This is a genomic window from Plantibacter sp. Leaf1 (assembly GCF_001421315.1).
In the GTDB taxonomy this organism is placed as follows: Bacteria; Actinomycetota; Actinomycetes; order Actinomycetales; family Microbacteriaceae; genus Plantibacter.
Genome location: NZ_LMJX01000003.1, coordinates 468,136 through 489,025, shown reverse-complemented (window position 1 = coordinate 489,025; position 20,890 = coordinate 468,136). Strand labels below are relative to the sequence as shown.

The following is a 20,890-nucleotide window of genomic DNA, read 5'->3' as shown; positions in this document are numbered from 1 at the left end:
TCGGCTCCGCGGTGCACGGTTCGTACTCCCTAGGGAGTACGACGATCTCGGAGCACCCGGCTTACGGGCGCGTCGCGACTATCCGAAGAGGTTGACGGGCTTGACGATGTCCGCGTAGACGAGCAGGGCGCTCATGCCGCCCAGCACGATGACCACGCCGAAGGTCAGCGGGATCAGCTTCGCCGCGTCGACCGGGCCGGGATCACGGCGGCGGAAGACCTTCGCGACACCGCGCCGGAGGGCCTCCCACAGCGCTGCGGCGACGTGACCGCCGTCGAGGGGCAGCAGGGGGATGAGGTTGAAGACGAACAGCGCGACGTTGAGCGAGCCGAGGATGCCGAACACCGTGGCCGCCTTCGACGCGACCGGGATCTGGTCGAGGCTGACGACCTCACCGACGACCCGTCCGACGCCCACGACGCTCATCGGGCCGTTCGGATCGCGCTCCCCGGGACCGAAGGCCGCCTGCCCGACGTCGATGAGCCGTTGCGGCAGGTTGAGGATGATGTTCGCGGTGCGGGCGATGGTGTCGCCGACCGTCGGCAGGATGGCGGTGAACGGTTGGGCGACCATCTGCTGCTGCGGCGTGATCCCGACGAAGCCGACCTCGTGGGTCTTGGGCGAGCCGTCGGCGTTCGTCACGATCTTGCCGGTGTCGGCGTCCACGACGTCCCGCTCGAGGAGCAGCGGCGTCAGGGTGAGGTCCAGTCGTCCATCACCGCGGGCGACCTCGAGGGCGAGCGGCTCGCCGGGCGAGCGCTGCACCGCCGCCGACACCTCCGCGAAGGTGGAGACCGGGGTGCCCTGGATCGACAGGATCGTGTCGCCCGGCTTCAGGCCGGCTGCGGCGGCCGGGCTCTCCGGGTCGCCGGATGCGCAGCTCTGGCGTTCGCTCGTCGACGGCAGGACACATTCGTACACGGAGGTCAGCGTGCTGCTCTGCTGCGGCACACCGAACCCGGACACGGCGATGCCGATGAACAGGATGGCGAGCACGAGGTTCATCGTCGGACCGCCGAGCATCACGACGATCCGCTTCCAGACGGGCAGACGGTAGAAGGTGCGCTCCTCGTCGCCGGCGCCGATGGTGTCGGCGCTGGCCTCACGTGCGTCCTGGACGAGGGTGTCGAAGAAGCCGGTGCTCGCGTTCCGCGCGGCCTCGCCGGGCTGCTTCGGTGGGAACATGCCGATCATGGAGATGTACCCGCCGAGCGGGATCATCTTCACGCCGTACTCCGTCTCACCCTTCCGGCGCGACCAGATGGTGCGCCCGAATCCGATCATGTACTGGGTGACACGCACCCCGAACAGTTTCGCCGGCACGAGGTGACCGACCTCGTGCAGCCCGATGGACACGATGAGGCCCACGAGCACGATGACGATGCCGAGGATGTAGAGGAGGACGGTTTCCACGGCGCAACCTTACTCGCGCCAGGACGGCCTCGACTGCGCGCCGGCTGTGCGGACGCCCTGAGGGTCTGGACGGGCGACGCGGGGCGTCAACCGATCCGCTGCTGCGCGCGCGCCCTCGCCCAACGCTCCGCCTCGGCGAGCGCCTCCCGGGTGAGTTCGCCCTCGGGCGCCTCGTGGTCGTCCACGACCGCCCGCACGGTGTCGAGGATGCCGAGGTAGCCGAGTCGCCCGGCGTGGAACGCCTCGACCGCCTCCTCGTTCGCGGCGTTGAACACCGCCGGGTAGGTCCGGCCCTGTCCACCGACGAGCTTCGCGAGGCGCACCGCCGGGAACGCCTCGTGGTCGAGCGGTTCGAAGGTCCACTGCTGCGGCACGGTCCAGTCGAGCGGGACACCGACGCCGCCGACCCGGTTCGGCCAGTCGAGGCCGAGCGAGATGGGCAATCGCATGTCGGGCGGGGAGGCCTGTGCGATCGTCGAGCCGTCGACGAACTCGACCATCGAGTGGACGATCGACTGCGGGTGGACGGTGACCTCGATGCGGTCGTACGGGACGTCGAACAGCAGGTGCGCCTCGATCACCTCGAGGCCCTTGTTGACAAGGGTCGAGGAGTTGGTGGTCACGACGAGGCCCATGTCCCAGGTGGGGTGGGCGAGGGCCTCTGCCGGGGTGACATCGGCCAGCGAGTCACGGTCCCGACCACGGAACGGACCGCCCGAGGCGGTCAACACGAGCCGACGGACCTCCGCCGGGGTGCCCGAGCGGAGCGCCTGGGCGATCGCCGAATGTTCGGAGTCGACCGGCACGATCTGGCCGGGAGCCGCGATGCGCCGGACGAGGTCACCCCCGACGATGAGTGACTCCTTGTTCGCCAGAGCGAGCGTCCGGCCGGTCTCGAGGGCCGCGAGCGTCGGTCCGAGCCCGATGGAACCGGTGATGCCGTTGAGCACCACGTCGGCGTCGACGCTCCGGATCAGCCGTTCGGCGTCGTCCGCTCCCAGGGCGGTGTCGTCGACGTGGAACGCGGCGGCCTGTTCGGCGAGCAACTCGGCGTTGGAGCCGGCGGTCAGGCCGACCACCTCGAAGCGGTCGCGGTCGCCACGGATGACGTCCAGCGCTTGCGTACCGATCGAGCCGGTGGATCCGAGGATGATGACGCGTCTCACGCCGGTCAGTCTACGGCGGTGGGCGGTGGGACGGTCAGCCTGCTGCCGGCGCGGTGGTGCTGCTCGCGTCGAGGATGTCGATCACGAACACGATCGTGTCGTCGGCCTCGATACCGGCCTGACTGTTGCCACCGGCCGGCCCGTACCCGAGGTCGGGCGGGATGACCGCGACGACCTGCGAGCCGATATGCTGGCCGGCGATCGCGCTCGAGAAGCCCTGCACCACGGCGGACAGCTGGAAGTTCGTCGGCCCGTTGCCCCAGCTCTCGTCGAAGACCTCGCCCGTCCGCCAGTTGACGCCCTGGTAGTTGATGATGACCTCGGCGTCGGGCTGGACCACCGCGCCGTCGCCCTGTTTGAGGACCGCGACCTGCAGCTCGGCCGGGGCCGCCGCCTCGGGGATCGTCACCGTCGGCCGGCCTGCGGAGTCGAGTTCGACCGCCGGCATCCCGGCGACGGGCTCCTGCGGAACGCCGTCCGCCTTCGCGTCACTGTGGACCGTGCTGAGCACGTCGGCCACCACGACGAGGGGCTGGTCGGCCTGCACCGTGCCGTCGCTCGAGCCCGCCGAACCGAATCCGTCACCGGCGGTCACGAAGGCCGCGACCCGCGTGCCGACCGTCGTGCACTCGACCGCGCGGACGAGGCCCTTCAGGTACTTCTGGTCGTTGACGACGATCGCCGTCGCCGGGCTCGCGCCGTAGGCGGTCTGCGCGACGATGGAGCCCGTGACGGCGTTGTAGATCGACATCTCGACGAACGTCGTGTCGCCCGGATCGACGCGCTCGCCGTCGCCCTTCGCGACGATCGTGCGCTCGGTCGTCTCTGCCGAGAGGGTGCCCTTCGCGAAGGTGACCTCCGGGATCCGGCCGAAGTCGCCGCTCACCGAGATCGCCTTGGAGGCGGTGCCCGCGCTCGTGTCGGCGCACTCCCCCGGACCGGCCAGCGCCTGCGACTGCGACGTCGCCGAACTGCAGGCCGTCAGCGACACGAGGGACGCGATGACGGCCAGGAGGGAGAGGCTCTTGCGCACAGGGGAACTTTCGGTCGTTGCTGAGGGGTCGGTCCAGTCTCACCCACGAGGCTCCATGCTGGCTGACAGCGCGCCGAACATCCTGGGTGCGCCGCCGCCAGGCCAGTATGCCGACCCACGCATGCGTCCGCGAGTACAGTCGTCCGCATGGCCGATGAGGAGCAGACGCAGCGACGCGCCCGGGAATCGTCGGAGACGCAACCGGCCGAGGCCGCGGAACCGACCTCCAAGCCCGGACTCGTCTACTACGTCGGGCGGGCTGTGTTGAACACCACGGCGAAGTTGCTCTACCGCCCGAAGATCATCGGCCGGAAGAACGTGCCGAAGCGCGGCCCGGTGATCCTCGCGAGCAACCACCTCTCGTTCATCGACAGCATCGCGATCCCCATCAGTGCGCCTCGACGCGTGCAGTTCCTCGCGAAGTCGGACTACTTCACCGGCCGGGGACTGAAGGGCTGGGTCTCGCGCACCTTCTTCACCTCGATCGGCGCCGTGGGCGTCGAACGCGGCGTCGGCCAGGCCGCCCAGGAGGCCCTCGACCAGGGACGGCGGATCCTCGAGGGCGGAGACGCCTTCGCGATCTACCCCGAGGGCACCCGATCACTCGACGGACGTCTGTACCGCGGCAGGACCGGGGTCGCCTGGCTGGCGCTCACCACCGGCGCGACCGTGGTGCCCGTCGGCCTCATCGGCACCGACGAGCTCATGCCGGTCGGTACGACCATCCCGAAGTTCAAGCCCGTCACCGTGATCTTCGGTGAGCCGATCGACGTGAGTCACCACGGTGCCGCTGAGTCCGGGCGCGCACGCCGGAAGGCGACCGACGAGATCATGTCCGCGATCCACGCCCTCACGGGGCAGGAACTCGCGAACGCCTACAACGAGTCGCCGCCGGCCGACGCCGTCGAGCGGATCAAGCGAGCCCTGCGCCCCGAGCGACTCTGAGTCGCGGCATCGGACCGTGCGGTGCTCCGCCGGTCTGCGGCGGCCAGTCGGTCAGACGGCGTCGTCGGATCCCGCGACGACGATCGTCGGCTCGTGCCGCACCGGGAAGTTCACCGAGTTGGCGATGAAGCACAGCTCGTTCGCCCTGGCGTGCCCGGCCCTCGCGGCGTCGACCATCGAGTGGTCCGCGACGGTCACGCGCGGTCGGAGGACGACCTCGGTGAAGGCACCGCTGCCCGCACCGTCCTCGACCATGGTGCCGACGGCGTCGTCCGTATAGGCCGTCACGACGACACCGAGGGTCACCGCGACGTGCAGGTACGACAACAGATGGCACTGGGCGAGGGACGCGAGAAGCAACTCCTCCGGATTCCACCGGGCAGGGTCGCCTCGGAACGGCCGGTCGGCGGAACCCTCGAGATCGTGTTTGCCGACCGCGGTGACGGTGAGCTCCCTGGAGTAGTCGCGGTAGCCGCTCGTACCTGTTCCGAGGTCGCCGTCCCAGCGGACACCGATGGCGTAGTCGTGGTGGCCGGAGATCATGCCACCAGTATCCCACTGGCCTGCCCGCCGGGGGCCCGCCCAGCGGCTCCGGTGTCAGGAGGTCGCGCTACGCTGGAGGACTATGACTGACACGCTCGACACCACGAACCAGACGTCCGCCTCCGCCCCCAGCGTGACGCAGGAGCGTCGGATCGTGACGGCCGTTCCGGGGCCCCGCTCACAGGAGCTCCACGCTCGCCGGACCGCTGTCGTGTCCGACGGCGTGTCGAGCGTCCTGCCCGTCTACATCGAGCGCGCGCACGGCGCGATCGTGGTCGACGTCGACGGCAACCAGTTCATCGACCTCGGGGCCGGCATCGGCGTCACCACGATCGGGCACACCGAGTCGTCCGTCGTCGGCGCCGTCCAGGACCAGGCGGCCGACGTCCTCCACACGCTCTTCACGATCACGCCCTACGAGGAGTACGTGCGGGTCGCCGAGCTCCTCGCCGAGCACACCCCCGGCGACTTCCCGAAGAAGTCGGTGCTCGTAAACTCCGGCGCCGAAGCCGTCGAGAACGGTGTCAAGATCGCGCGGAAGTACACCGGTCGCCGCGCCGTCGCGGTGCTCGACCACGGCTACCACGGGCGTACCAACCTGACGATGGCGATGAACTACAAGGCGGCCCCGTACGCCACCGGCTACGGACCGTTCGCCGGCGACGTCTACCACGCACCCAACTCCTACCCGTACCACGACGGCCTCAGCGGCACGGCGGCAGCGGCGCGCACCATCGCCTACCTCGAGAAGCGCATCGGCGCGACGGACCTGGCCTGCCTGGTCGTCGAACCGATCCAGGGCGAGGGTGGCTTCGTCGTGCCCGCCGAGGGCTACCTGCCCGCCCTGCAGGAGTGGTGCACCGCCAACGGCGTCGTGTTCATCGCCGACGAGATCCAGAGCGGCATGGCCCGCACCGGCGAGTACTTCGCCAGCTCCCACTTCGGCCTCGTCCCGGACCTGGTGCTGAGCGCCAAGGGCATCGCCGGCGGCCTCCCCCTCGCCGCGGTCACCGGGCGCGCCGAGATCATGGATGCGAGCCAGCCCGGCGGGCTCGGCGGCACCTTCGGCGGCAACCCCGTCGCGTGCGCCGCCTCGGTCGCGGTCTTCGAATCGATCGAGTCCCGCGGCCTGCTCGCCGAGGCCGACCGCATCGGCGCGACGCTCACGGCAGCCCTGCTCGAGCTGCAGCGGAAGTACGACATCATCGGCGACGTCCGGGGCATCGGCGCGATGATCGCCATGGAGCTGGTCCAGCCCGGCACGGGCGACACCACGAAGGAGCCGAACGCGGCGGCGGTCAGTGCCATCGCGGCCGCGGCTGCCCAGCAGGGTGTGCTCGTCCTCACGGCCGGCACCTACGGCAACGTCCTCCGCTTCCTCCCGAGCCTCGCGGTCTCCGACGAGCTCATCGCCGACGCGATGACCGTCATCGACCAGGCGCTCGCGGCGCTGTGAGCACGGCGGCCCCGCAGACCTTCGGCGTCGAGGACGCCGTCGAGCTCGCCGTCGTCGAACGCAGCGGTTTCGTCGAGTCGAGGCACGCCGGTTCGGCGATCGTCCTCGGGCCGGAAGGCGAGGTGCTCGCAAGCCTCGGCACGCCGAGTGCGCCGGTCTTCCCCCGCTCCTGCCTGAAGCCGTTCCAGGCGATCACGATCATGAACGCGGGCGTCTCGCTCGAGGGCGCGCAAGCCGTGCTCGCCACCGCGAGCCACGCCGGTACGCGCAAGCACGTCCAGGTCGTCCGGAGCATGCTCGGACGCGCTCGCATCGAGGACTCGGCGCTGCAGTGTCCGGCCGACTGGCCGGGCGACCGCTCCTCGCGCGACGAGCTCGTCCGCGACGGACTCGGCACGAGTCCTCTGTACATGAACTGTTCCGGGAAGCACGCTGCCATGCTGCTCGCCTGTGCGCAGAACGGCTGGGATCAGGCGACGTACCTCGATCCCGAGCACCCGCTGCAGCTCGCTGTCCGCGACACCATCGAACGGTTCACCGGTGAGAAGCCGCCCGCGAGCGGCGTCGACGGTTGCGGTGCCCCCGTGCACGCGATCTCCCTCACCGGGCTCGCGCGCGGCATCGGGCGCGTCGTCAACTCATCGCCGACCTCGCCGTTCGCCCTGTACCGGAACGCCGGGCTGCTCACCGCGGCGGTCCTCGCCGACGGCTGGGCGCTCGACGGTCCGGGCCGAGCGAACACCCTCGTCATCGAACGCCTCGGCGTGTTCGCCAAGCTCGGCGCCGAGGGCGTCATGGTCATGTCGGTCCCGGGTGGCGCGACCGTGGCACTCAAGGTGCTCGACGGCTCGCTCCGGGTCTCGACGATCGTGGCCCTGCGACTGCTCGTCTCGGTCGGCGCGCTCGACGCGGCGGCCGTCGACGCTCTCGAACCCGAGCTCGACCTCGCCGTCCACGGCGGCGCAGCGGTCGTCGGTCGCATCACCGTCACAGCCGTCTGATCACCGTCGGGGCAGGTCTGCTCGGCGGGTGATTCAGTCATCGAGCAGATCGACCCGTCGGGTCGGCTCACCGGCGCGCCACCACCAGGCCCGACCGCTCGCGTAGCCGAGCAGCGGCGGCAGCTCCCGGCTCCGCGTCACCTGCCGGAAGTCCGCGGCCGAACAGGCGTGGATCACGAGGTCCGCCCGCGCCACCCGCGGCGGGAGGTCCCGCCCGACCACCAGTCGACCCGACGACCACGTCTCCGGGTCGACGAGCACGATCACGGCCGCTGGATCCTCGTGTCGGAACGCATCGTTCCGGTTCCCCGCGACCATCGGGTGCGGGAACGGTTCTGCCGCCGGTTCGATCAGCCGCACCTCGGCGTGCGAGGTGTCGCGCTGCTGCAGCGCCGAACGCAGCACACCCGGTGCGCGGGTCACGACGACCGTCGTACTGCCGGGTGCAGGCCGCCACCGGTGGGCATCGGTCATGGGTGCCCCGTGCGGCAGCGGTGACGTGATCGCGATCTGCACCTCCGCGTCCTGCCAGTGAGCGCGTCCGGCCGGGCGCCGCGGGTCGAAGCAACTCGCCGGCGCGCCGGCGACGAGATGATCCTGACGATCCGCGAGCCGCAGCACCACGGTGCTGTCCAGGTGAGCCGAGAAGCGATGGACCACGCCGCCGACCCGCGAGGCCACCAGGACGACGCTGACCCCGCGGCGTCCGCCATCGCGGAGGAGGGTCAGGATCGCCTCGCGGAGCGCGGCTCCGTGCTCGTCTCCGGCGGTCGCCAGCAGCGACTCGACGTCGTCGACGAGCAGCAGGGTCCTCTCAGGCGGGCGGAGCGGTTCGGCCAGCGCCATGATGACGTCCCAGCCCTGCTCGGCATCGTGCGCCACGCGCTCGACCCGCCATCGACCTCGTGCCGAGGCCTCGACCGTGTCCAGGAAGGACGTCCGGCCGGAGCGTCCGGCACCGAGGACCAGCAATGATCCGTCGGTCGACGGCCGCCAGATCGCCGGTCGTTGTGCCTGCTCCTCGGGAAGGTCGGCGAGTCCGAAGACGATGCCCTCAGCATCCGTCTCGTCGCCGGTGAGCGTCCGGCCGTCGGTCCGGCCGGAATCCAGTTCGAGGACGGCCTCCAGCGGGAGGCTGAACGGGAGCGGATCCAACCAGGGACGTCGAGGGCGGGGCGCGTGGCGCCAGCGTTCGCGCACCGTCGTGAGATCACCAGGACTCGTGACGGCGGCTTGGAAGACGACCCGCCCCTCGCCGTTCCAGACGATGCAGCGACCAGGTGTCCCTGCGGGGAGTGCAGCGGCGTCGGCCACGCCGAGGATCGCCGTGCTGTCCTGGCGGGAGGTGACCCTGAGCGAGAGGCGCAGGGTGCAGTTGGCGAGGATGGCGTCGGCCGCGACGGCCGCCGGACGCTGGCTGCAGAGGATCAGATGGAGTCCGAGCGATCGACCACGCGCGGCGAGGTCTGCGAAGACCTGGTGTAAGTGTGGGCTGGCGTCCAGGAGCGCTTGGAACTCGTCCACCACCACCACGAGCCGCGCCGGTCGATCGTCGGGCGCGAGGGCGCTGTCCAGGAGATGGCGAGCCCCGAACCGTGCCAGGATCCGCTCCCGGTGCCGGAGTTCCGCGCGCAGACTCGACACGACCCGTTCCGCGGCACCCGGCTCGAGATCGGTCACCATGCCCACCACGTGCGGCAGTGATTCGACGGCACCGAACGAGGCGCCACCCTTGCAGTCGACCAGCAGCAACGAGAGCTCCCGGGGTGAGGACCGTGCGGCGAGCGCCGTGATCCAGGTGATCAACAGCTCGCTCTTCCCGCTCCCCGTCGTGCCGCCGACCAGGGCATGCGGTCCGTCCGCCGCGAGGTCGAGGGTCACCTCGCCGTCGGTTCCGAGCCCGATGGGGACACGGAGTGCGTCGGGTGCCCAGCCTGCCTCATCATGCGGGCGCCGCCCCCGGACCGGACCCACCTCCTCGAAGGCGACGTTCGACGGCAGGCTCGAGAGCATCGGGGACTCCCCCGTCGTCAGCGCGGCCGCGGCGAGCGCACCGACGAGGTGCTGTGCCTCGGCCTCGGCCAGGAGTGTCGGGGCCACGGTGACGGACGGCGATGCTCCGGTTCCGTCGGCCAGTGTCGTCCGCCCGTCGGCGTCGAGGACGAGGAGGTGCCGGCATCTCGTCGGGAGGAGTTCGATCGTGTCGGAGAGCGCGACGAGCACCCCACCGGCTGGAGGGCGTCCCACCTGACGGGCCGGCGTGGCGGTGCCTGTCTGCCACCGTTCGGAGATCGAGACCCTGACGGACTCGACGTCGCGCCCGCTCTGGAACGGGTCGACCGCGATCGCCGCCGATCGGTGTGGCAGGTCGTCGAGGAAGGCCCAGGGTGCGCCCTCGACGTCGGAACCGGGGGCGGCGTCGCGGGTGAACTCGGCCGCATGCGGGGGCAGCTGACGGCCGAGTTGGACCAGGATGCTGCGAGCCACCGCACGAGCAAGCACCCTCCCGCCGACGATGCCGATCCCCTCGGCCGCGTCGACGACGACGGGCGCGTCCGGGAGCCGCGCCGCCCACGCCCATCGCTCGTCGTCGGCCGCGGCGTCGACTCGGACGGAGCTGGCGGTCTCGCCGCGGCCGACGCTCACCAGGGTTCGTCGATGGTCGGGGACGCGCCATCGTGCGCGGTCCGGGCCGTCGAGGAGCTCGAGCGACCGACCCGCCGGATGCAGGGTGCGCAGCTCCTCGCGTTCCACGGCGTGGGCTCGCTCGATCTCGAGCTCCAGTTCGTCGGCGGCAAGGCTATAGGCGGCTCGCGCCCGTCGCCCACGCCGACGGCGCGTCCAACGTGCGTCGACGAACCCGGCGACGGCGATCAGGGGACCGAGCGCGGCGAAGACGAGCGTGACCGGTGATCGGGTGATGGCGAACAGGGCGAGCGACCCGACGACGGGCGCGATGCTCGCGAGGATCGGGAGCGAACCGGACGCCGCCTCCTCCGGCTTGCGCGGCGCGTGCAGCCGGGCCGGGGGCGTGGTGGTCCGGTGCGATGCGATCGCCGAAGCGGTGACGTCCGTGGGGCTCATGGTCCCAGTGCAGCACGGCGACGGGTCGGGACATCGCCGGACCCGGCCTCGTGGAGTGGCCAGGCCGAGGACGGAGGCTGTGGAGCGGGCTCAGGAGCCCGGCTGCTCCTGGGGCTCGTCCGCCGCGTCGTCGAGCTCGGCGATGTCGAGGACCACGACCGAGACGTTGTCACGACCGCCGTTGTCGAGCGCGGCGCGCAGGAGCAGCTCCGCGGCGTCGACGGGGGTGCTCCCCTCGGTGAGGAAGTACCAGATCCCGTGATCGGTGAGTTCCTTGGTGAGCCCGTCGGAGCACACGAGCCATCGGGCGCCACCCTGGATCGGGAAGAGTTCGACGTCCGGCACCGGATCGTCGGACGGACCGACGGCCCGGGTGATCATGTTGCTGTTGGGGTGGAACTCGGCCTCCTCCGGGCTGATCGCTCCGGCACGGATGAGTTCCTGCACGATCGAGTGGTCCTCGGTCATCTGGACGAGCTCGCCGTCCTGCAGGCGGTACACGCGCGAGTCGCCGATGTTGAAGACCGCCACCCTGCCCTCGCCCTCGTCGGCCGTCAACACGACGCCGGTGACGGTCGTGCCCATGCCGAGCTCGCCCTCTTCCGCGGTGTCGATCATGTCGGCCACCGCCATGCGCAGCGCGTCGACGAGGCCGTCCACGGTGAGGATCTCCGCACCGTCGGTCGCAAGGGTCAGACGGTGGGCGACCGCGGCGCTCGCGACCTCCCCGGCGGAGTGTCCACCCATGCCGTCGGCGACGGCGAACACGGGAGGCAGTGCCACGAAGGCGTCCTCGTTCAGCTCGCGCCGCTTGCCCACGTCCGTCATCCCGGCCCACGCCAGGGAGAGCCGACGTCCGCCGGGCAGCGTGACGATCCGTTGCCCGTGCTCGGTCACGTCTGCTCCTCTAATACGGCTGGCGGTGGCTGATGCACCATCGACGATAGTACGGTACCGATGCGCCGCCCGACCGCCCCACGCCGCTCCTCCGATTCCAGAACGGGGATCGGCGAGCGGAACGACGGATCCGTCGGCCGCGGTCGCCCAGCCCTGCGGATCCGCTTGCCGCAGGTGGGCGCCGCTGCCATGATCGACGCATGATACGAGCGAGCTCCGACCCGCATTCGAAGGTGGCCCAGCCCGATGACACCTCGAAGGCGATCATCGAGCAGCTGCAGACCGATGGACGCCGTTCCTATGCCGAGATCGGGAAGGCGGTCGGGCTCAGCGAGGCGGCCGTCCGGCAGCGGGTGCAGAAGCTCACGGAGTCCGGGGTCATCCAGATCGTCGCGGTCACCGACCCCATGCAGCTCGGCTTCACACGCCAGGCGATGATCGGTGTGCGGGTGGCGGGTGACACCCGGGTCGTCGCGGACCGCCTGGCCGGCCTGGCCGCCGTGGACTACGTGGTGCTCACGGCCGGATCCTTCGACCTCCTGGTCGAGGTCGTCTGCGAGGACGACGAGGAGCTCATCGCGCTCCTGAACGACGACATCCGCACGATCGACGGCGTCGCGGGAACCGAGACCTTCGTCTATCTGCGCCTGCACAAGCAGCTCTACGACTGGGGAACCCGGTAGGTCCCGACCCAGGGATCCGTGGTCGGCGCCGACGTGCGCGTTGCGCACCGCGTACCCCCCGATCGCGGTACTCTCAACCCATGCCCGCGAAGCCGACCGGAGAACGGACGCCCCCGTCCGACGAGTCGCGGTCCAGCGCCACCCACGGGTCGGCGAGCGGCGGCGACACCGGCCCCGTGAGGACCGGCCCGCACGCCGTGGAGGTCCCCCGACGCGTCGGACGGATGACCGGGTACAGCGCCTTCCCGCAGCTCCTCTTCGGACTGGCCGTCGTCGCCATCCTGTTCGCGACGCTGTTGTTCCAGGGTGTCGAGGACAACTCCGTCCTGTTCTACGTCGGCGTCATCCTCGCGTTCATCGCGACGGCGCTCGCTCCGATCGTTCCCTGGCATCAGGTGCCGCGGCTCCTCATCGCGCTCCCCATCCTCGACATCATCGCCATCGCGTTCATCCGGCAGGGCGAACCCGTGATCGGCGCCGGCCTCCTCTGGGTCTTCCCGACCATCTGGATGGCGACGGCCTTCGGACTCTCGGGGGCCGTCACCGCCATCGTCCTCGTATGCGCGTCGACCTGGTCGACGCTGGCCATGACCCCGGGGCAGATCACCCTCGCCAACCTCCCCGGTCTCGTCATCCTTCCGATGGTGCTCGGATTCGTCGCCGTGTCCACAGCGATGACGGCGAAACGGACGGAAGCCCAGCGGGTGCTCCTCAACAAGCAGGCCGGCCAGCTGGAGACCGCCCTCTGGCGCGCCCAGGATCAGGAGAGCCGCCTCGCGGAGATCCTGAACGCGGTCAACTTCGGCGTGGTCCGCTTCGACCGCATCGGCGCCAGGGCGATGGTGAACCGCTTCCAGACCCGCCTGCAGGACGAGGTGGGCGAATTGTCCGACGTCAACCCCGACCTCCCGGTGTGGGCGGAGGACGGGCTGACGCCGCTCGAACCGCAGGACAAGCCCTACATCCGGGCGCGTCGTGGTGAGGAGTTCGAGAACCTGACCGTCTGGCTCGGAGCTCCCGGCACCGAGCGGGTCGCCCTCGCACTCACCTCTCGGCGGCTCTACGACCACGAGGGCGGGTACGACGGCACCGTCCTCGTCTCGCGGAACGTCACGACGGAGATCAACGCGATCCGGGCGAGGGACGACCTCGTCGCGTCCGTGTCGCACGAGCTCCGGACGCCGCTCACCTCGATCCTCGGCTACCTCGACCTCGCGCTCGACGACCCTGAGCTGCCGCCCCGTGTCGCGAAGCAACTCACGATCGCGCAGACCAACGGCGACCGGCTCCTGGAACTCATCGCCGACATCCTCGCCGCCTCCCGCGACGTGAACCGGACGATGGCGCTCAAGCGCTCCGACTGCGAACTCCGCGAGATCGTCGACGTCGCGGTCGAGTCGCTCGCGCACCTCGCCGCCGAGCGGAACATCACCATCGTCCGCCACGACGAGGAAGCGGTGCCGCTCTTCGCCGACCCGTTCCGGCTCCGCCAGGTCGTCGACAACCTGTTGTCGAACGGCATCAAGTACAACCGTGACGGCGGTGAACTGAGCGTCGGTGTCACGGCCGAGGGCGACACGGCCTGGGTGATCGTACGCGACACGGGCATCGGCATCTCGGAGAAGGACCAGCCGAAACTCTTCGAGCGGTTCTTCCGTTCGGACCTCGTCCGCAATTCGACCGTGCACGGCAGCGGGCTTGGCCTCGCCATCAGTCGCGACATCGTCAGACTCCACGGCGGTGACCTGACGCTCCACAGCGTCCTGGGCGAGGGCACCACCGCGGTCGTCCGTATTCCGAGAGGCCGGACCGAATGACCCTCGACACGCAGACCGTCGCCGTGATCAACGCGCTCGTGATCTTCGTCTGCGGTGCGACGTTCATCGTCAACACCTTCATGCGGAAGGACGACGCCAGCGGGCGGGTGTGGTCCGTGTCGTACATGGCGGGGATGTTCACGAGCTTCTCCTACGTGGTCGGTGCGCTCAGCCCCGACGCCTGGTGGGCCACCGCGGCGGGGAACGGCGGCTACGTCCTGAGCATCGCCGCGCTGTGGTCCGGAGCCCGCCTGTTCAACGGTCGGTCGAATCTGCTGTGGATCTCCCTCGTCGGCGCGACGGTCACCGTCGTGGCAGCCCTCGCCGCCGGTCCGTCCGGCGGGCCGTGGGCCGGATCGGGCGTGACGTTCGCGTGCATCGCACTGTTCGCTGGGCTCGGGACCGCCGAGACCCTCACTGGCGCGATGCGCGACAACCCGAGCACGCGGGGGTTCACCGTCGTGCTCGGCATCGCCGCCGTGTTCTTCACGGCGCGGTTCGTCGTCTTCCTCGTCGAGGGCTCGTCAGGCAGGTTCTTCACCACGTTCTTCGGGACGGTCGCCTCCTCGCTCCTCCTCATCGCCCTCCTGATCGTGGCGACCGTGGTGCTGTCCGTCCTCCGCGCCGAACGGGCCGCCCCGGCGAGCCGCCGGCACGGCAGCATCGTCGCGTACACCGGTGACGACGTCCTCCTGCACGAGTCCTTCATCAGGATCGCCGACGACTGGCTGGAGCGCGCCAACTTCCACGACGAACAGCTCGCGATCCTGCACATCCGGCTCGACGACCTCGACGAGATGACGACGGCGTTCGGCTCGAACTTCAGCAGCGAGGTCGCCGGGGGGTTCATCTCCTCGATCCGTCGGTACGGACCGACGCTCTCCGACATCGGGGAGGACGGCGCCGGATGCCTCCTCATCGCGACGCCCGCGGTGGACGTCGACGCGGCGCTGCAGGCGGCGGCCGGCATCCAGGACGGGCTGCTCGACCACCCCGTGGAGACGACGCCCCGGCTCCGCCCCACCGCGAGCATCGGCATCGCCCTCACCGACTACCTCGGCTACGACGTCGGCGTGCTCACCCGAGCGGCCAGGGACGCCAGCCTCCGCGCGTCCGACGCCGGAGGCAACCGGACCGTCCTCGCCGCGTCAACGGCGGCGGGCGCCTGAGGACCTCGCCGAACAGGCGAGGTCCCGCGATCACTCCGGTTGGGCGATCGCGATGGTCAGTGTGTCCACCGCGGTCTGCTTCGCGTACTCCGCCGACGTCGGGGTCGCCTGGACGAGCAGCTCGTAGGTGATCGTCAGCGTGACGCCGGTGGCTGCGCTGTCCACCTCAGGGAGCACGAAGGTCTGGCTGTAGCTGTACGGCGCCTTGATCAGGTACCCGGGGGCCACCGTCGCCTGGTCCGTGAACGGTGCCGGCGACTCCAGCTGCCCGGTGGGCCCGTGGACGGTCGTCGTGAGCGTCACCCGCGACAGGTAGAGCGCCTGGAGGTCGTCTGGGGTGAGGATGCCGCTCAGTGAGAAGCTCACGGGCTTGTTGACGTCGGCCGTCCACGCGTCCATCGAGAGCGTCGACCAGTAGTCGACCGAGAGCGTCGCCGACCCCGCCGTCAGGGAGTGCTTCGCGCTCCCGCTCGCCAGTTCGTTCGTGATGGCACTGACCGTCGGCTTCGGCGTCTTCGAGGTCCGCGGCGACGCCGTCGGCCCGGCACCTGGCTCCTCCCACGGCGGGGTCCCACAGGCGCTCAGGCCGAGGACGAGGAGCGCTGCGGTCGCGAGCTGCGCGGCGTGGACGAGGCGCCGGTTCCGCACCGGGCTGGGCTGCTGGGACATGGGACTCCTGGCGGGGTTCGGAGGGGTGGTCGGGCGATGCTCAGGACGTCGCGCGACCCCCTGAACTGGGGGCACAGCGAATCTTGAGGAAATCCTGAGCCGACGCTATCGCATTCGCGCGCCAAACCAGCACCCGGCGCGGCAGAGTTGGCTCTACAGCGCGAACCGCTGTATCCGGCCCCCTCAGAACAGGACCTCTGATGTCAGAACTCGAAGCGCGACCCGACAACACTCGGCCCGCCGCACAGCAGGCTGACCCTCGGTACATTCAGACCCAGCCGCTTCTCGCGCCCGAACTTGAAGCGTATGCGAACGAATTCATCGACTCGGTCAACTCGCTTCCCGAGTACCGGGCCACCATCGGCTGCATCATCCCCGCCTACAACGAGGAGGAGTCGCTGCCGGCCGTCCTGGCCTCCCTGCTCGAGCAGACGCGGATGCCCGACGTGATCCACGTGGTCATCAACAACACCACCGACCGCTCGGTCGACGTCGCAGCACCCTACGCCGGCCCGCACTCGAAGGTCGACGAGCACGGGTACGAACAGTTCACCGAGGTGTTCATCCACGACATCGGCAAGAACCCCGACAAGAAGGTCGGTGCGCTGAACTACGGTTTCACGCTCGTCGAGGGGTACGACTACCTCCTCGGCGTCGACGGCGACACGGTCGCCGACCCGACGGCCATCGAGTCCCTCGAAGCGGAGATCGTCTCGGACACCCGCATCGGCGGTATCTCCGCGATCTTCTCGATCGACGACGAGCCGTTCAAGAAGCAGATCATCCCGGCCTTCCTCATCGCCGGCCAGCGCACGCAGTTCGCCGCGTTCAACATGCAGAACATGCTGCGAGGCCGCAACATGGCCGTGCTCGGCGGGCAGTACTCCATCTTCTCCGTCCAGGCGCTGCGCGACGCCATGGAGCAGAACCACCAGTCCACCCCGTGGGTGAAGGACTCCGAGGTCGAGGACTCGCTCCTCTCCTTGCAGATCAAGAGCGCCGGGTACCTCACGAAGATCAGCGCCCGCGCCCGCGCCGACGTCGGCGGTATGACGACGGTCCGCTCCCTCGACGCGCAGCAGGTCAAGTGGAACTACGGCGCCATCGAGCTCATGTGGCCGGGCCAGCGCGGCGACACCAAGGGGCAGCCGTTCCACCCGAACCTCCGACTGCGGTGGCTCGAAAACGCCGAGATGCTCCTCAACATCGTCACGCGCATCCTCTTCATCGTGCTGCTCGCCGGTTCGCTGTCGATCCACGCGTTCGTGTTCAGCCCGGTGTGGCTCATCCCGCCGGTCGTCGCGATCCTCCTCAACCTCCGCATCGCGCTGTCGATGAAGAAGCGCAACACCCGCGACATCCTCTTCGCCGTCCTGGTGTTCCCCGCCGAGTTCTACATGTGGATCCGTATGGGCCACTTCATCCGGGCATGGTCGAAGTTCGCGTCGAACAAGAAGGTCGACAACTGGGCGGAGCAGGCCAAGGCCGAGCGTGGTTCGGGCAACGCCCACCTCGCGCCGCTGCTCTTCGTCCTCGCCGCGATCATCGCGATCGTCGCCGTCTGGACCCAGCTGTCCCCCGTCGTGCAGTCCACGATCCTCTGGGCGGGTTGGCCCGTGCTCGGCGTCATCACCGTGCTGCAGACGCTCAGCATGTTCGGCAAGCTCATCCGTCGCCAGCGCGGCTACCGGGTGTGATGACGTCCGACCCAGGAACCGTCGACGCCGGCGAACTGCGCAGGTTGCTCCGAGAGCTCTCGGGCGACCTGCGCAGTCGTCGTCGTTTCGTCCACACCTACGTCGAGATGTGGCCGACGCGCCTCAGCCGTCTCGAAGCCGCACTCGAGGCGGAGGACCTCGACGAGGCGAAGGTCGTCCTCCTCAGCATCCGCTCGTCCAGCGTCATGCTCGGTGTGATCGGGGTCTCCGCCCTGGCGAGCGCCGGACTGCGCGCCGTGGAGCAGGCCGACCTCGTACGGGCCGCGGACATCCGGTCCGCGCTCTCGGAGCTCGGAGCGCGCAGCTGCGAACGGCTGCTCGAACTGGACGCGGCCGACGTCTCGGAGGCGTGACCGACGGATGGTCCCGTCGGAGACGGACCGGCTCCGGTCTGGAGGGGCGTCCGCTCAGTCGTCGGAGGTCATGCGGTAGCCGACGCCGCGGACCGTCTCGATGAAGCGCGGCGCGACGGTGCTGTCCGCGAGCTTCCGACGCAGGTTGGCGAGGTGGACCTCGATGGCGCGCTTGTCGGCCTCACTGACGTAGTACGCGGTGATGTAGCTCTCGCCTCGGAGCATGAGCGCCAGGTCCGCCTTGCTGCGCACCCGACGCCGGGACTCCATGAGGGCCTGCAGCAGGTCGAACTCGCTCCGCGTCAGGTCGACCTCGCCACCGTCCACCTCGACGATGCGCGTGGCGGGACTCAGCTTGAGACCTCGGTGGACGAGCCACCCCTCGACATCGTCGGAAGCGGATGTCGTGGGCTGCATGATGATGGGGACGACCGATTGACCGACCGGAGCGGCGTGACGCGCGACGTTCTCGTGCACGATCGTGGGATCGGACGACTGGACCGGCTGCTGAGAGACGGGCTGCTGGGACATGGGCTGCGCCTGGGGCACGGGCTGCACCTGCGGCACGACGGCCGCGGCCGGTGATGGCTGGACAGGCACCGGAGTCGGTGCGGCAGCCGCCTCGCCGTTCGCGCGAGGCCGACGCAGCATCGCCTCGATGCGCGCCCGGAGTTCACGGGGTCGGAACGGCTTGGTCATGTAGTCGTCGGCACCGGAGTCGAGCCCCTGCAGGGTGTCGATCTCGTCGCCACGGGCCGTGAGCATCACGATGTAGGTCGAGCTGATGGCCCGGATCCGCTTGGCCGCCTCGAAGCCGTCGATCCCTGGCATGCTGACGTCCAGCGTGGTGACGAGGGGGTCGTGCAGGCGGACCGCCTCCACGCCGTCCAGACCGTTCGCAGCGGAAACCGTCTCGAAGCCGGCCTGTTCCAACACGGTCTCGAGCAGTTGACGGATGTCGGCATCGTCCTCGATGACGACCGCGGTTCGACGTTCGCTCAGCTGATCGGTCACGATGCCCCTACCCGTTCCACCCGTCAGCGACATGCCGGATGTGGCCGTCGCCGGCTCACCACGCGCTGAATCCCTTGGCCAGTTGCACGGCCTGCTCCGGCCACCATACCCCAGCAAGGGGGCCACCGTTGCATGCCCCGTCGCTCTCGCCGGGGGCTTTCACCCACAGGTTCGCGTCGAGGTGCTCGGCCTGCGCCGTGAGCGGTTGCTGCCCGACCGTCCGACCTGACGGGTTGCACCATTCGCCGTTCGATCCGCTCCCGTTCCGCGAGGTGTCGATGACGTAGTGCGCACCGTCGAGCAGTCCGCTCAGCTCCTCGGCATAGGCGATCTCGTCCTCGGTCGCGTTGTAGTTCGAGACGTTGGTCGCGAAGCCCGTCGCGTCGGCCACGCCGGCCTCCTTGAGGAGTCCGGCCATCTCCGACGGCGGTCGCCAGTCGGAGTGCCCGCCGTCGAGATACACGGGCACAGACGCTGCCGCGAATTGCTTCGTCGCGGCACTGAGCTGCTGCATGCGGGCGGTCCGGTCGCCGCAGTCGGGTGCGAGGGCGACCGCGTCCGGCTCGAGGACGATCGCCACCCGATGGTCGGCGACGGCCGCGACGATCTCCGCCACCCAGTCCTGATAGTCGTCACTCGAGAGGCCACCGGCGGACTCGTTGCCGCAGTCGCGCTCGGGAACGCCGTAGACGGTGAAGACCGGCATCGCGCCTGCGCGCTCGGCCGAGCGGACGATGTCCGACACCGTCTCCTCGACCGTGCCCATCGGGTACCGCTCAGGCACGAGCCAGATCGCCGTCGGTTCAGTCGCCAGCCGAGCCGCTGCCGCGCGCTGCTGTGCCGTGTCCGAAGGATCACCGTTCGAGCCGCCACTCGTCCCGGTGGTGGCGGAAGACGTCGGATCCTGAGACGCCAGGCCCGCCTCCGCAGCTGCACGGGCGGCCAGTGAGGTGGGATCGACGTACAACTGTGCGCCGTCGAACGGGCCTGCTGCGGCACTCGGGACGCGGCTCACGATCGACACCGCGAGGGCTCCTCCGGCAAGGAGGACGGCGACGACGCCGAGGGCGACGGCCGTGCGGGTGCGACGTCGGTCGCGGGGCGTTCTCGGCACGGATCCTCCAGCATGGTCATCCGCAATTCTGCCCGACATTCCGGTCGCACGGTGCCGATTCGCCCGAATCCGTCCCCCGAGCGGGGGTCGCACGCAAGGGGTGCGGACGATGCGCGCCCCGTCCTAGGCTCGACGTGCGGTTCCCACCCCTCGCCCGACACCAGGAGGCACGATGTCCGAGTCGACAGCACCGACGTCACCGGACGTCCGATCCATCGGCCCGAGGCGCACCGATCCGGCGTGGCGTTCCGCGCTCGCGCTCCTCTGCTTCCTCCTGATCGCGTTCGCGGTCGCAGCGTTCGGCTCGCTCACCACCATGGAGCAGATCGACGGTTGGTACGCCGACGCCGACAAGGCGGCCTGGAACCCGCCGAACTGGATCTTCGGTCCCGTGTGGGCGGTGCTGTACACGATGATCGCGGTGGCCGCATGGTTGGTCTGGCGACGACGACGGGATGGGACGCCCGAGCTGAGCGACGGCGCGAGCCGGGCGCTCGTCCTGTACATCGTCCAGCTGGTGCTCAACGCCCTCTGGACCCCGTGCTTCTTCGGGCTGTACCCGTTCATCGGCGCGCCGGCCCTGTGGGTCGCCCTCGTCATCATCCTCGCGCTCGACCTCGCCGTCCTCGCGACCATGTTCGCCTTCTGGGAGGTCTCGCGGGTCGCCGCCGTGCTCCTCATCCCCTACTGGGCGTGGTTGCTCTTCGCCACGACCCTCAACTGGTCACTCGCGGCACTGAACAGCTGACCGACGGCACAGCACACCCGGGCCTTCGTCGCAACGTTGTCCGGATCGCCGCCGCTCCCTACCCTTG

At 69.8% G+C, this 20,890-nt stretch carries 18 protein-coding genes; 9 read left to right on the top strand and 9 right to left on the bottom strand.

Translation table 11 applies throughout. The annotated features are described in order from the left end of the window. Positions 1 to 78 precede the first annotated feature (78 nt). The 3 genes from ASE44_RS16100 to ASE44_RS16090 form a co-directional block, all read right to left on the bottom strand. Complete coding sequence (locus ASE44_RS16100) at positions 79 to 1,413, bottom strand: RIP metalloprotease (RefSeq protein ID WP_056781832.1); 1,335 nt, start codon at positions 1,411 to 1,413, stop codon at positions 79 to 81. A gap of 86 nt (positions 1,414 to 1,499) precedes the next feature. Next, the gene (locus ASE44_RS16095; RefSeq protein ID WP_056781830.1) at positions 1,500 to 2,579 is read right to left on the bottom strand and encodes a 1-deoxy-D-xylulose-5-phosphate reductoisomerase; all 1,080 of its coding nucleotides are present in this window, start codon (positions 2,577 to 2,579) and stop codon (positions 1,500 to 1,502) included. Positions 2,580 to 2,613: 34 nt separating this feature from the next. After that, a complete protein-coding gene (locus ASE44_RS16090) occupies positions 2,614 to 3,612 on the bottom strand; it encodes an FKBP-type peptidyl-prolyl cis-trans isomerase (RefSeq protein ID WP_056781829.1) in 999 nt (332 codons plus the stop codon). Positions 3,613 to 3,759: 147 nt separating this feature from the next. Here ASE44_RS16090 and ASE44_RS16085 point away from each other — a divergent pair, with 147 nt between their 5' ends. Further along, on the top strand, positions 3,760 to 4,557 hold the full coding sequence (locus ASE44_RS16085; RefSeq protein WP_056012376.1) for a 1-acyl-sn-glycerol-3-phosphate acyltransferase: 798 nt from the start codon (positions 3,760 to 3,762) through the stop codon (positions 4,555 to 4,557). Between the two features lie 51 nt (positions 4,558 to 4,608). Here ASE44_RS16085 and ASE44_RS16080 read toward each other — a convergent pair whose 3' ends face one another. After that, positions 4,609 to 5,100: an OsmC family protein gene (locus ASE44_RS16080; RefSeq protein ID WP_369796486.1), complete on the bottom strand. Its 492-nt coding sequence runs from the start codon at positions 5,098 to 5,100 to the stop codon at positions 4,609 to 4,611. Positions 5,101 to 5,182: 82 nt separating this feature from the next. On the opposite strand from ASE44_RS16080, the gene gabT reads away from it, so the two are divergent. Both gabT and ASE44_RS16070 read left to right on the top strand, forming a co-directional pair. Next, positions 5,183 to 6,556, top strand: coding sequence for a 4-aminobutyrate--2-oxoglutarate transaminase (gabT, locus tag ASE44_RS16075; RefSeq protein WP_056012379.1), 1,374 nt, complete (start codon positions 5,183 to 5,185; stop codon positions 6,554 to 6,556). Then, positions 6,553 to 7,557 carry an asparaginase gene (locus tag ASE44_RS16070; RefSeq protein ID WP_056781827.1) on the top strand — a complete coding sequence of 335 codons (1,005 nt, stop codon included), beginning with the start codon at positions 6,553 to 6,555 and terminating at the stop codon, positions 7,555 to 7,557. Before gabT ends, ASE44_RS16070 begins: the two co-directional genes overlap by 4 nt. Before the next feature lie 33 nt (positions 7,558 to 7,590). Here the strand turns inward: ASE44_RS16070 and ASE44_RS16065 are convergent, their stop codons facing one another. After that, entirely contained in the window at positions 7,591 to 10,641 is a 3,051-nt protein-coding gene (locus ASE44_RS16065; protein ID WP_056781825.1) for an FtsK/SpoIIIE domain-containing protein, read from the bottom strand. Between the two features lie 90 nt (positions 10,642 to 10,731). Then, complete coding sequence (locus tag ASE44_RS16060; protein ID WP_056012388.1) at positions 10,732 to 11,538, bottom strand: PP2C family serine/threonine-protein phosphatase; 807 nt, start codon at positions 11,536 to 11,538, stop codon at positions 10,732 to 10,734. A gap of 200 nt (positions 11,539 to 11,738) precedes the next feature. Here ASE44_RS16060 and ASE44_RS16055 point away from each other — a divergent pair, with 200 nt between their 5' ends. The 3 genes from ASE44_RS16055 (at position 11,739) to ASE44_RS16045 (ending at position 15,207) form a co-directional block, all read left to right on the top strand. Next, complete coding sequence (locus ASE44_RS16055; protein ID WP_056781824.1) at positions 11,739 to 12,221, top strand: Lrp/AsnC family transcriptional regulator; 483 nt, start codon at positions 11,739 to 11,741, stop codon at positions 12,219 to 12,221. Between the two features lie 80 nt (positions 12,222 to 12,301). After that, the gene (locus ASE44_RS16050; RefSeq protein ID WP_056781822.1) at positions 12,302 to 14,038 is read left to right on the top strand and encodes a sensor histidine kinase; all 1,737 of its coding nucleotides are present in this window, start codon (positions 12,302 to 12,304) and stop codon (positions 14,036 to 14,038) included. After that, on the top strand, positions 14,035 to 15,207 hold the full coding sequence (locus tag ASE44_RS16045) for a diguanylate cyclase (RefSeq protein WP_056012397.1): 1,173 nt from the start codon (positions 14,035 to 14,037) through the stop codon (positions 15,205 to 15,207). Before ASE44_RS16050 ends, ASE44_RS16045 begins: the two co-directional genes overlap by 4 nt. Before the next feature lie 30 nt (positions 15,208 to 15,237). Here ASE44_RS16045 and ASE44_RS16040 read toward each other — a convergent pair whose 3' ends face one another. Further along, positions 15,238 to 15,876, bottom strand: coding sequence for a hypothetical protein (locus ASE44_RS16040; protein ID WP_235522667.1), 639 nt, complete (start codon positions 15,874 to 15,876; stop codon positions 15,238 to 15,240). Positions 15,877 to 16,076: 200 nt separating this feature from the next. On the opposite strand from ASE44_RS16040, the gene ASE44_RS16035 reads away from it, so the two are divergent. Both ASE44_RS16035 and ASE44_RS16030 read left to right on the top strand, forming a co-directional pair. Beyond that, the gene (locus ASE44_RS16035) at positions 16,077 to 17,573 is read left to right on the top strand and encodes a glycosyltransferase family 2 protein (protein ID WP_082456155.1); all 1,497 of its coding nucleotides are present in this window, start codon (positions 16,077 to 16,079) and stop codon (positions 17,571 to 17,573) included. Next, complete coding sequence (locus ASE44_RS16030; protein WP_056781820.1) at positions 17,573 to 17,947, top strand: hypothetical protein; 375 nt, start codon at positions 17,573 to 17,575, stop codon at positions 17,945 to 17,947. Before ASE44_RS16035 ends, ASE44_RS16030 begins: the two co-directional genes overlap by 1 nt. A 54-nt stretch (positions 17,948 to 18,001) precedes the next feature. Here ASE44_RS16030 and ASE44_RS16025 read toward each other — a convergent pair whose 3' ends face one another. Together ASE44_RS16025 and ASE44_RS16020 are read right to left on the bottom strand one after the other, a co-directional pair. After that, the gene (locus ASE44_RS16025; protein WP_327078819.1) at positions 18,002 to 18,961 is read right to left on the bottom strand and encodes a response regulator transcription factor; all 960 of its coding nucleotides are present in this window, start codon (positions 18,959 to 18,961) and stop codon (positions 18,002 to 18,004) included. A 55-nt stretch (positions 18,962 to 19,016) separates the two neighbouring features. Further along, positions 19,017 to 20,075 (bottom strand): glycoside hydrolase family 6 protein, encoded by a 1,059-nt coding sequence (locus ASE44_RS16020; protein ID WP_056781817.1) that lies wholly within the window; start codon positions 20,073 to 20,075, stop codon positions 19,017 to 19,019. Positions 20,076 to 20,247: 172 nt separating this feature from the next. Between ASE44_RS16020 and ASE44_RS16015 the strand changes: the two genes are divergently transcribed. Beyond that, entirely contained in the window at positions 20,248 to 20,823 is a 576-nt protein-coding gene (locus tag ASE44_RS16015; protein ID WP_056781816.1) for a TspO/MBR family protein, read from the top strand. Positions 20,824 to 20,890: the final 67 nt, after the last annotated feature.

Bases quoted from the DNA above. Each gene is read 5' to 3' on its own strand.
- ASE44_RS16080 (WP_369796486.1), bottom strand. From the start codon at position 5,100: ATGATCTCCGGCCACCACGACTACGCCATCGGTGTCCGCTGGGACGGC.
- ASE44_RS16030 (WP_056781820.1), top strand. From the start codon at position 17,573: ATGACGTCCGACCCAGGAACCGTCGACGCCGGCGAACTGCGCAGGTTG.
- ASE44_RS16040 (WP_235522667.1), bottom strand. From the start codon at position 15,876: ATGTCCCAGCAGCCCAGCCCGGTGCGGAACCGGCGCCTCGTCCACGCC.
- ASE44_RS16015 (WP_056781816.1), top strand. From the start codon at position 20,248: ATGTCCGAGTCGACAGCACCGACGTCACCGGACGTCCGATCCATCGGC.
- ASE44_RS16050 (WP_056781822.1), top strand. From the start codon at position 12,302: ATGCCCGCGAAGCCGACCGGAGAACGGACGCCCCCGTCCGACGAGTCG.
- ASE44_RS16035 (WP_082456155.1), top strand. From the start codon at position 16,077: ATGTCAGAACTCGAAGCGCGACCCGACAACACTCGGCCCGCCGCACAG.
- ASE44_RS16085 (WP_056012376.1), top strand. From the start codon at position 3,760: ATGGCCGATGAGGAGCAGACGCAGCGACGCGCCCGGGAATCGTCGGAG.
- gabT (WP_056012379.1), top strand. From the start codon at position 5,183: ATGACTGACACGCTCGACACCACGAACCAGACGTCCGCCTCCGCCCCC.
- ASE44_RS16055 (WP_056781824.1), top strand. From the start codon at position 11,739: ATGATACGAGCGAGCTCCGACCCGCATTCGAAGGTGGCCCAGCCCGAT.
- ASE44_RS16045 (WP_056012397.1), top strand. From the start codon at position 14,035: ATGACCCTCGACACGCAGACCGTCGCCGTGATCAACGCGCTCGTGATC.
- ASE44_RS16065 (WP_056781825.1), bottom strand. From the start codon at position 10,641: ATGAGCCCCACGGACGTCACCGCTTCGGCGATCGCATCGCACCGGACC.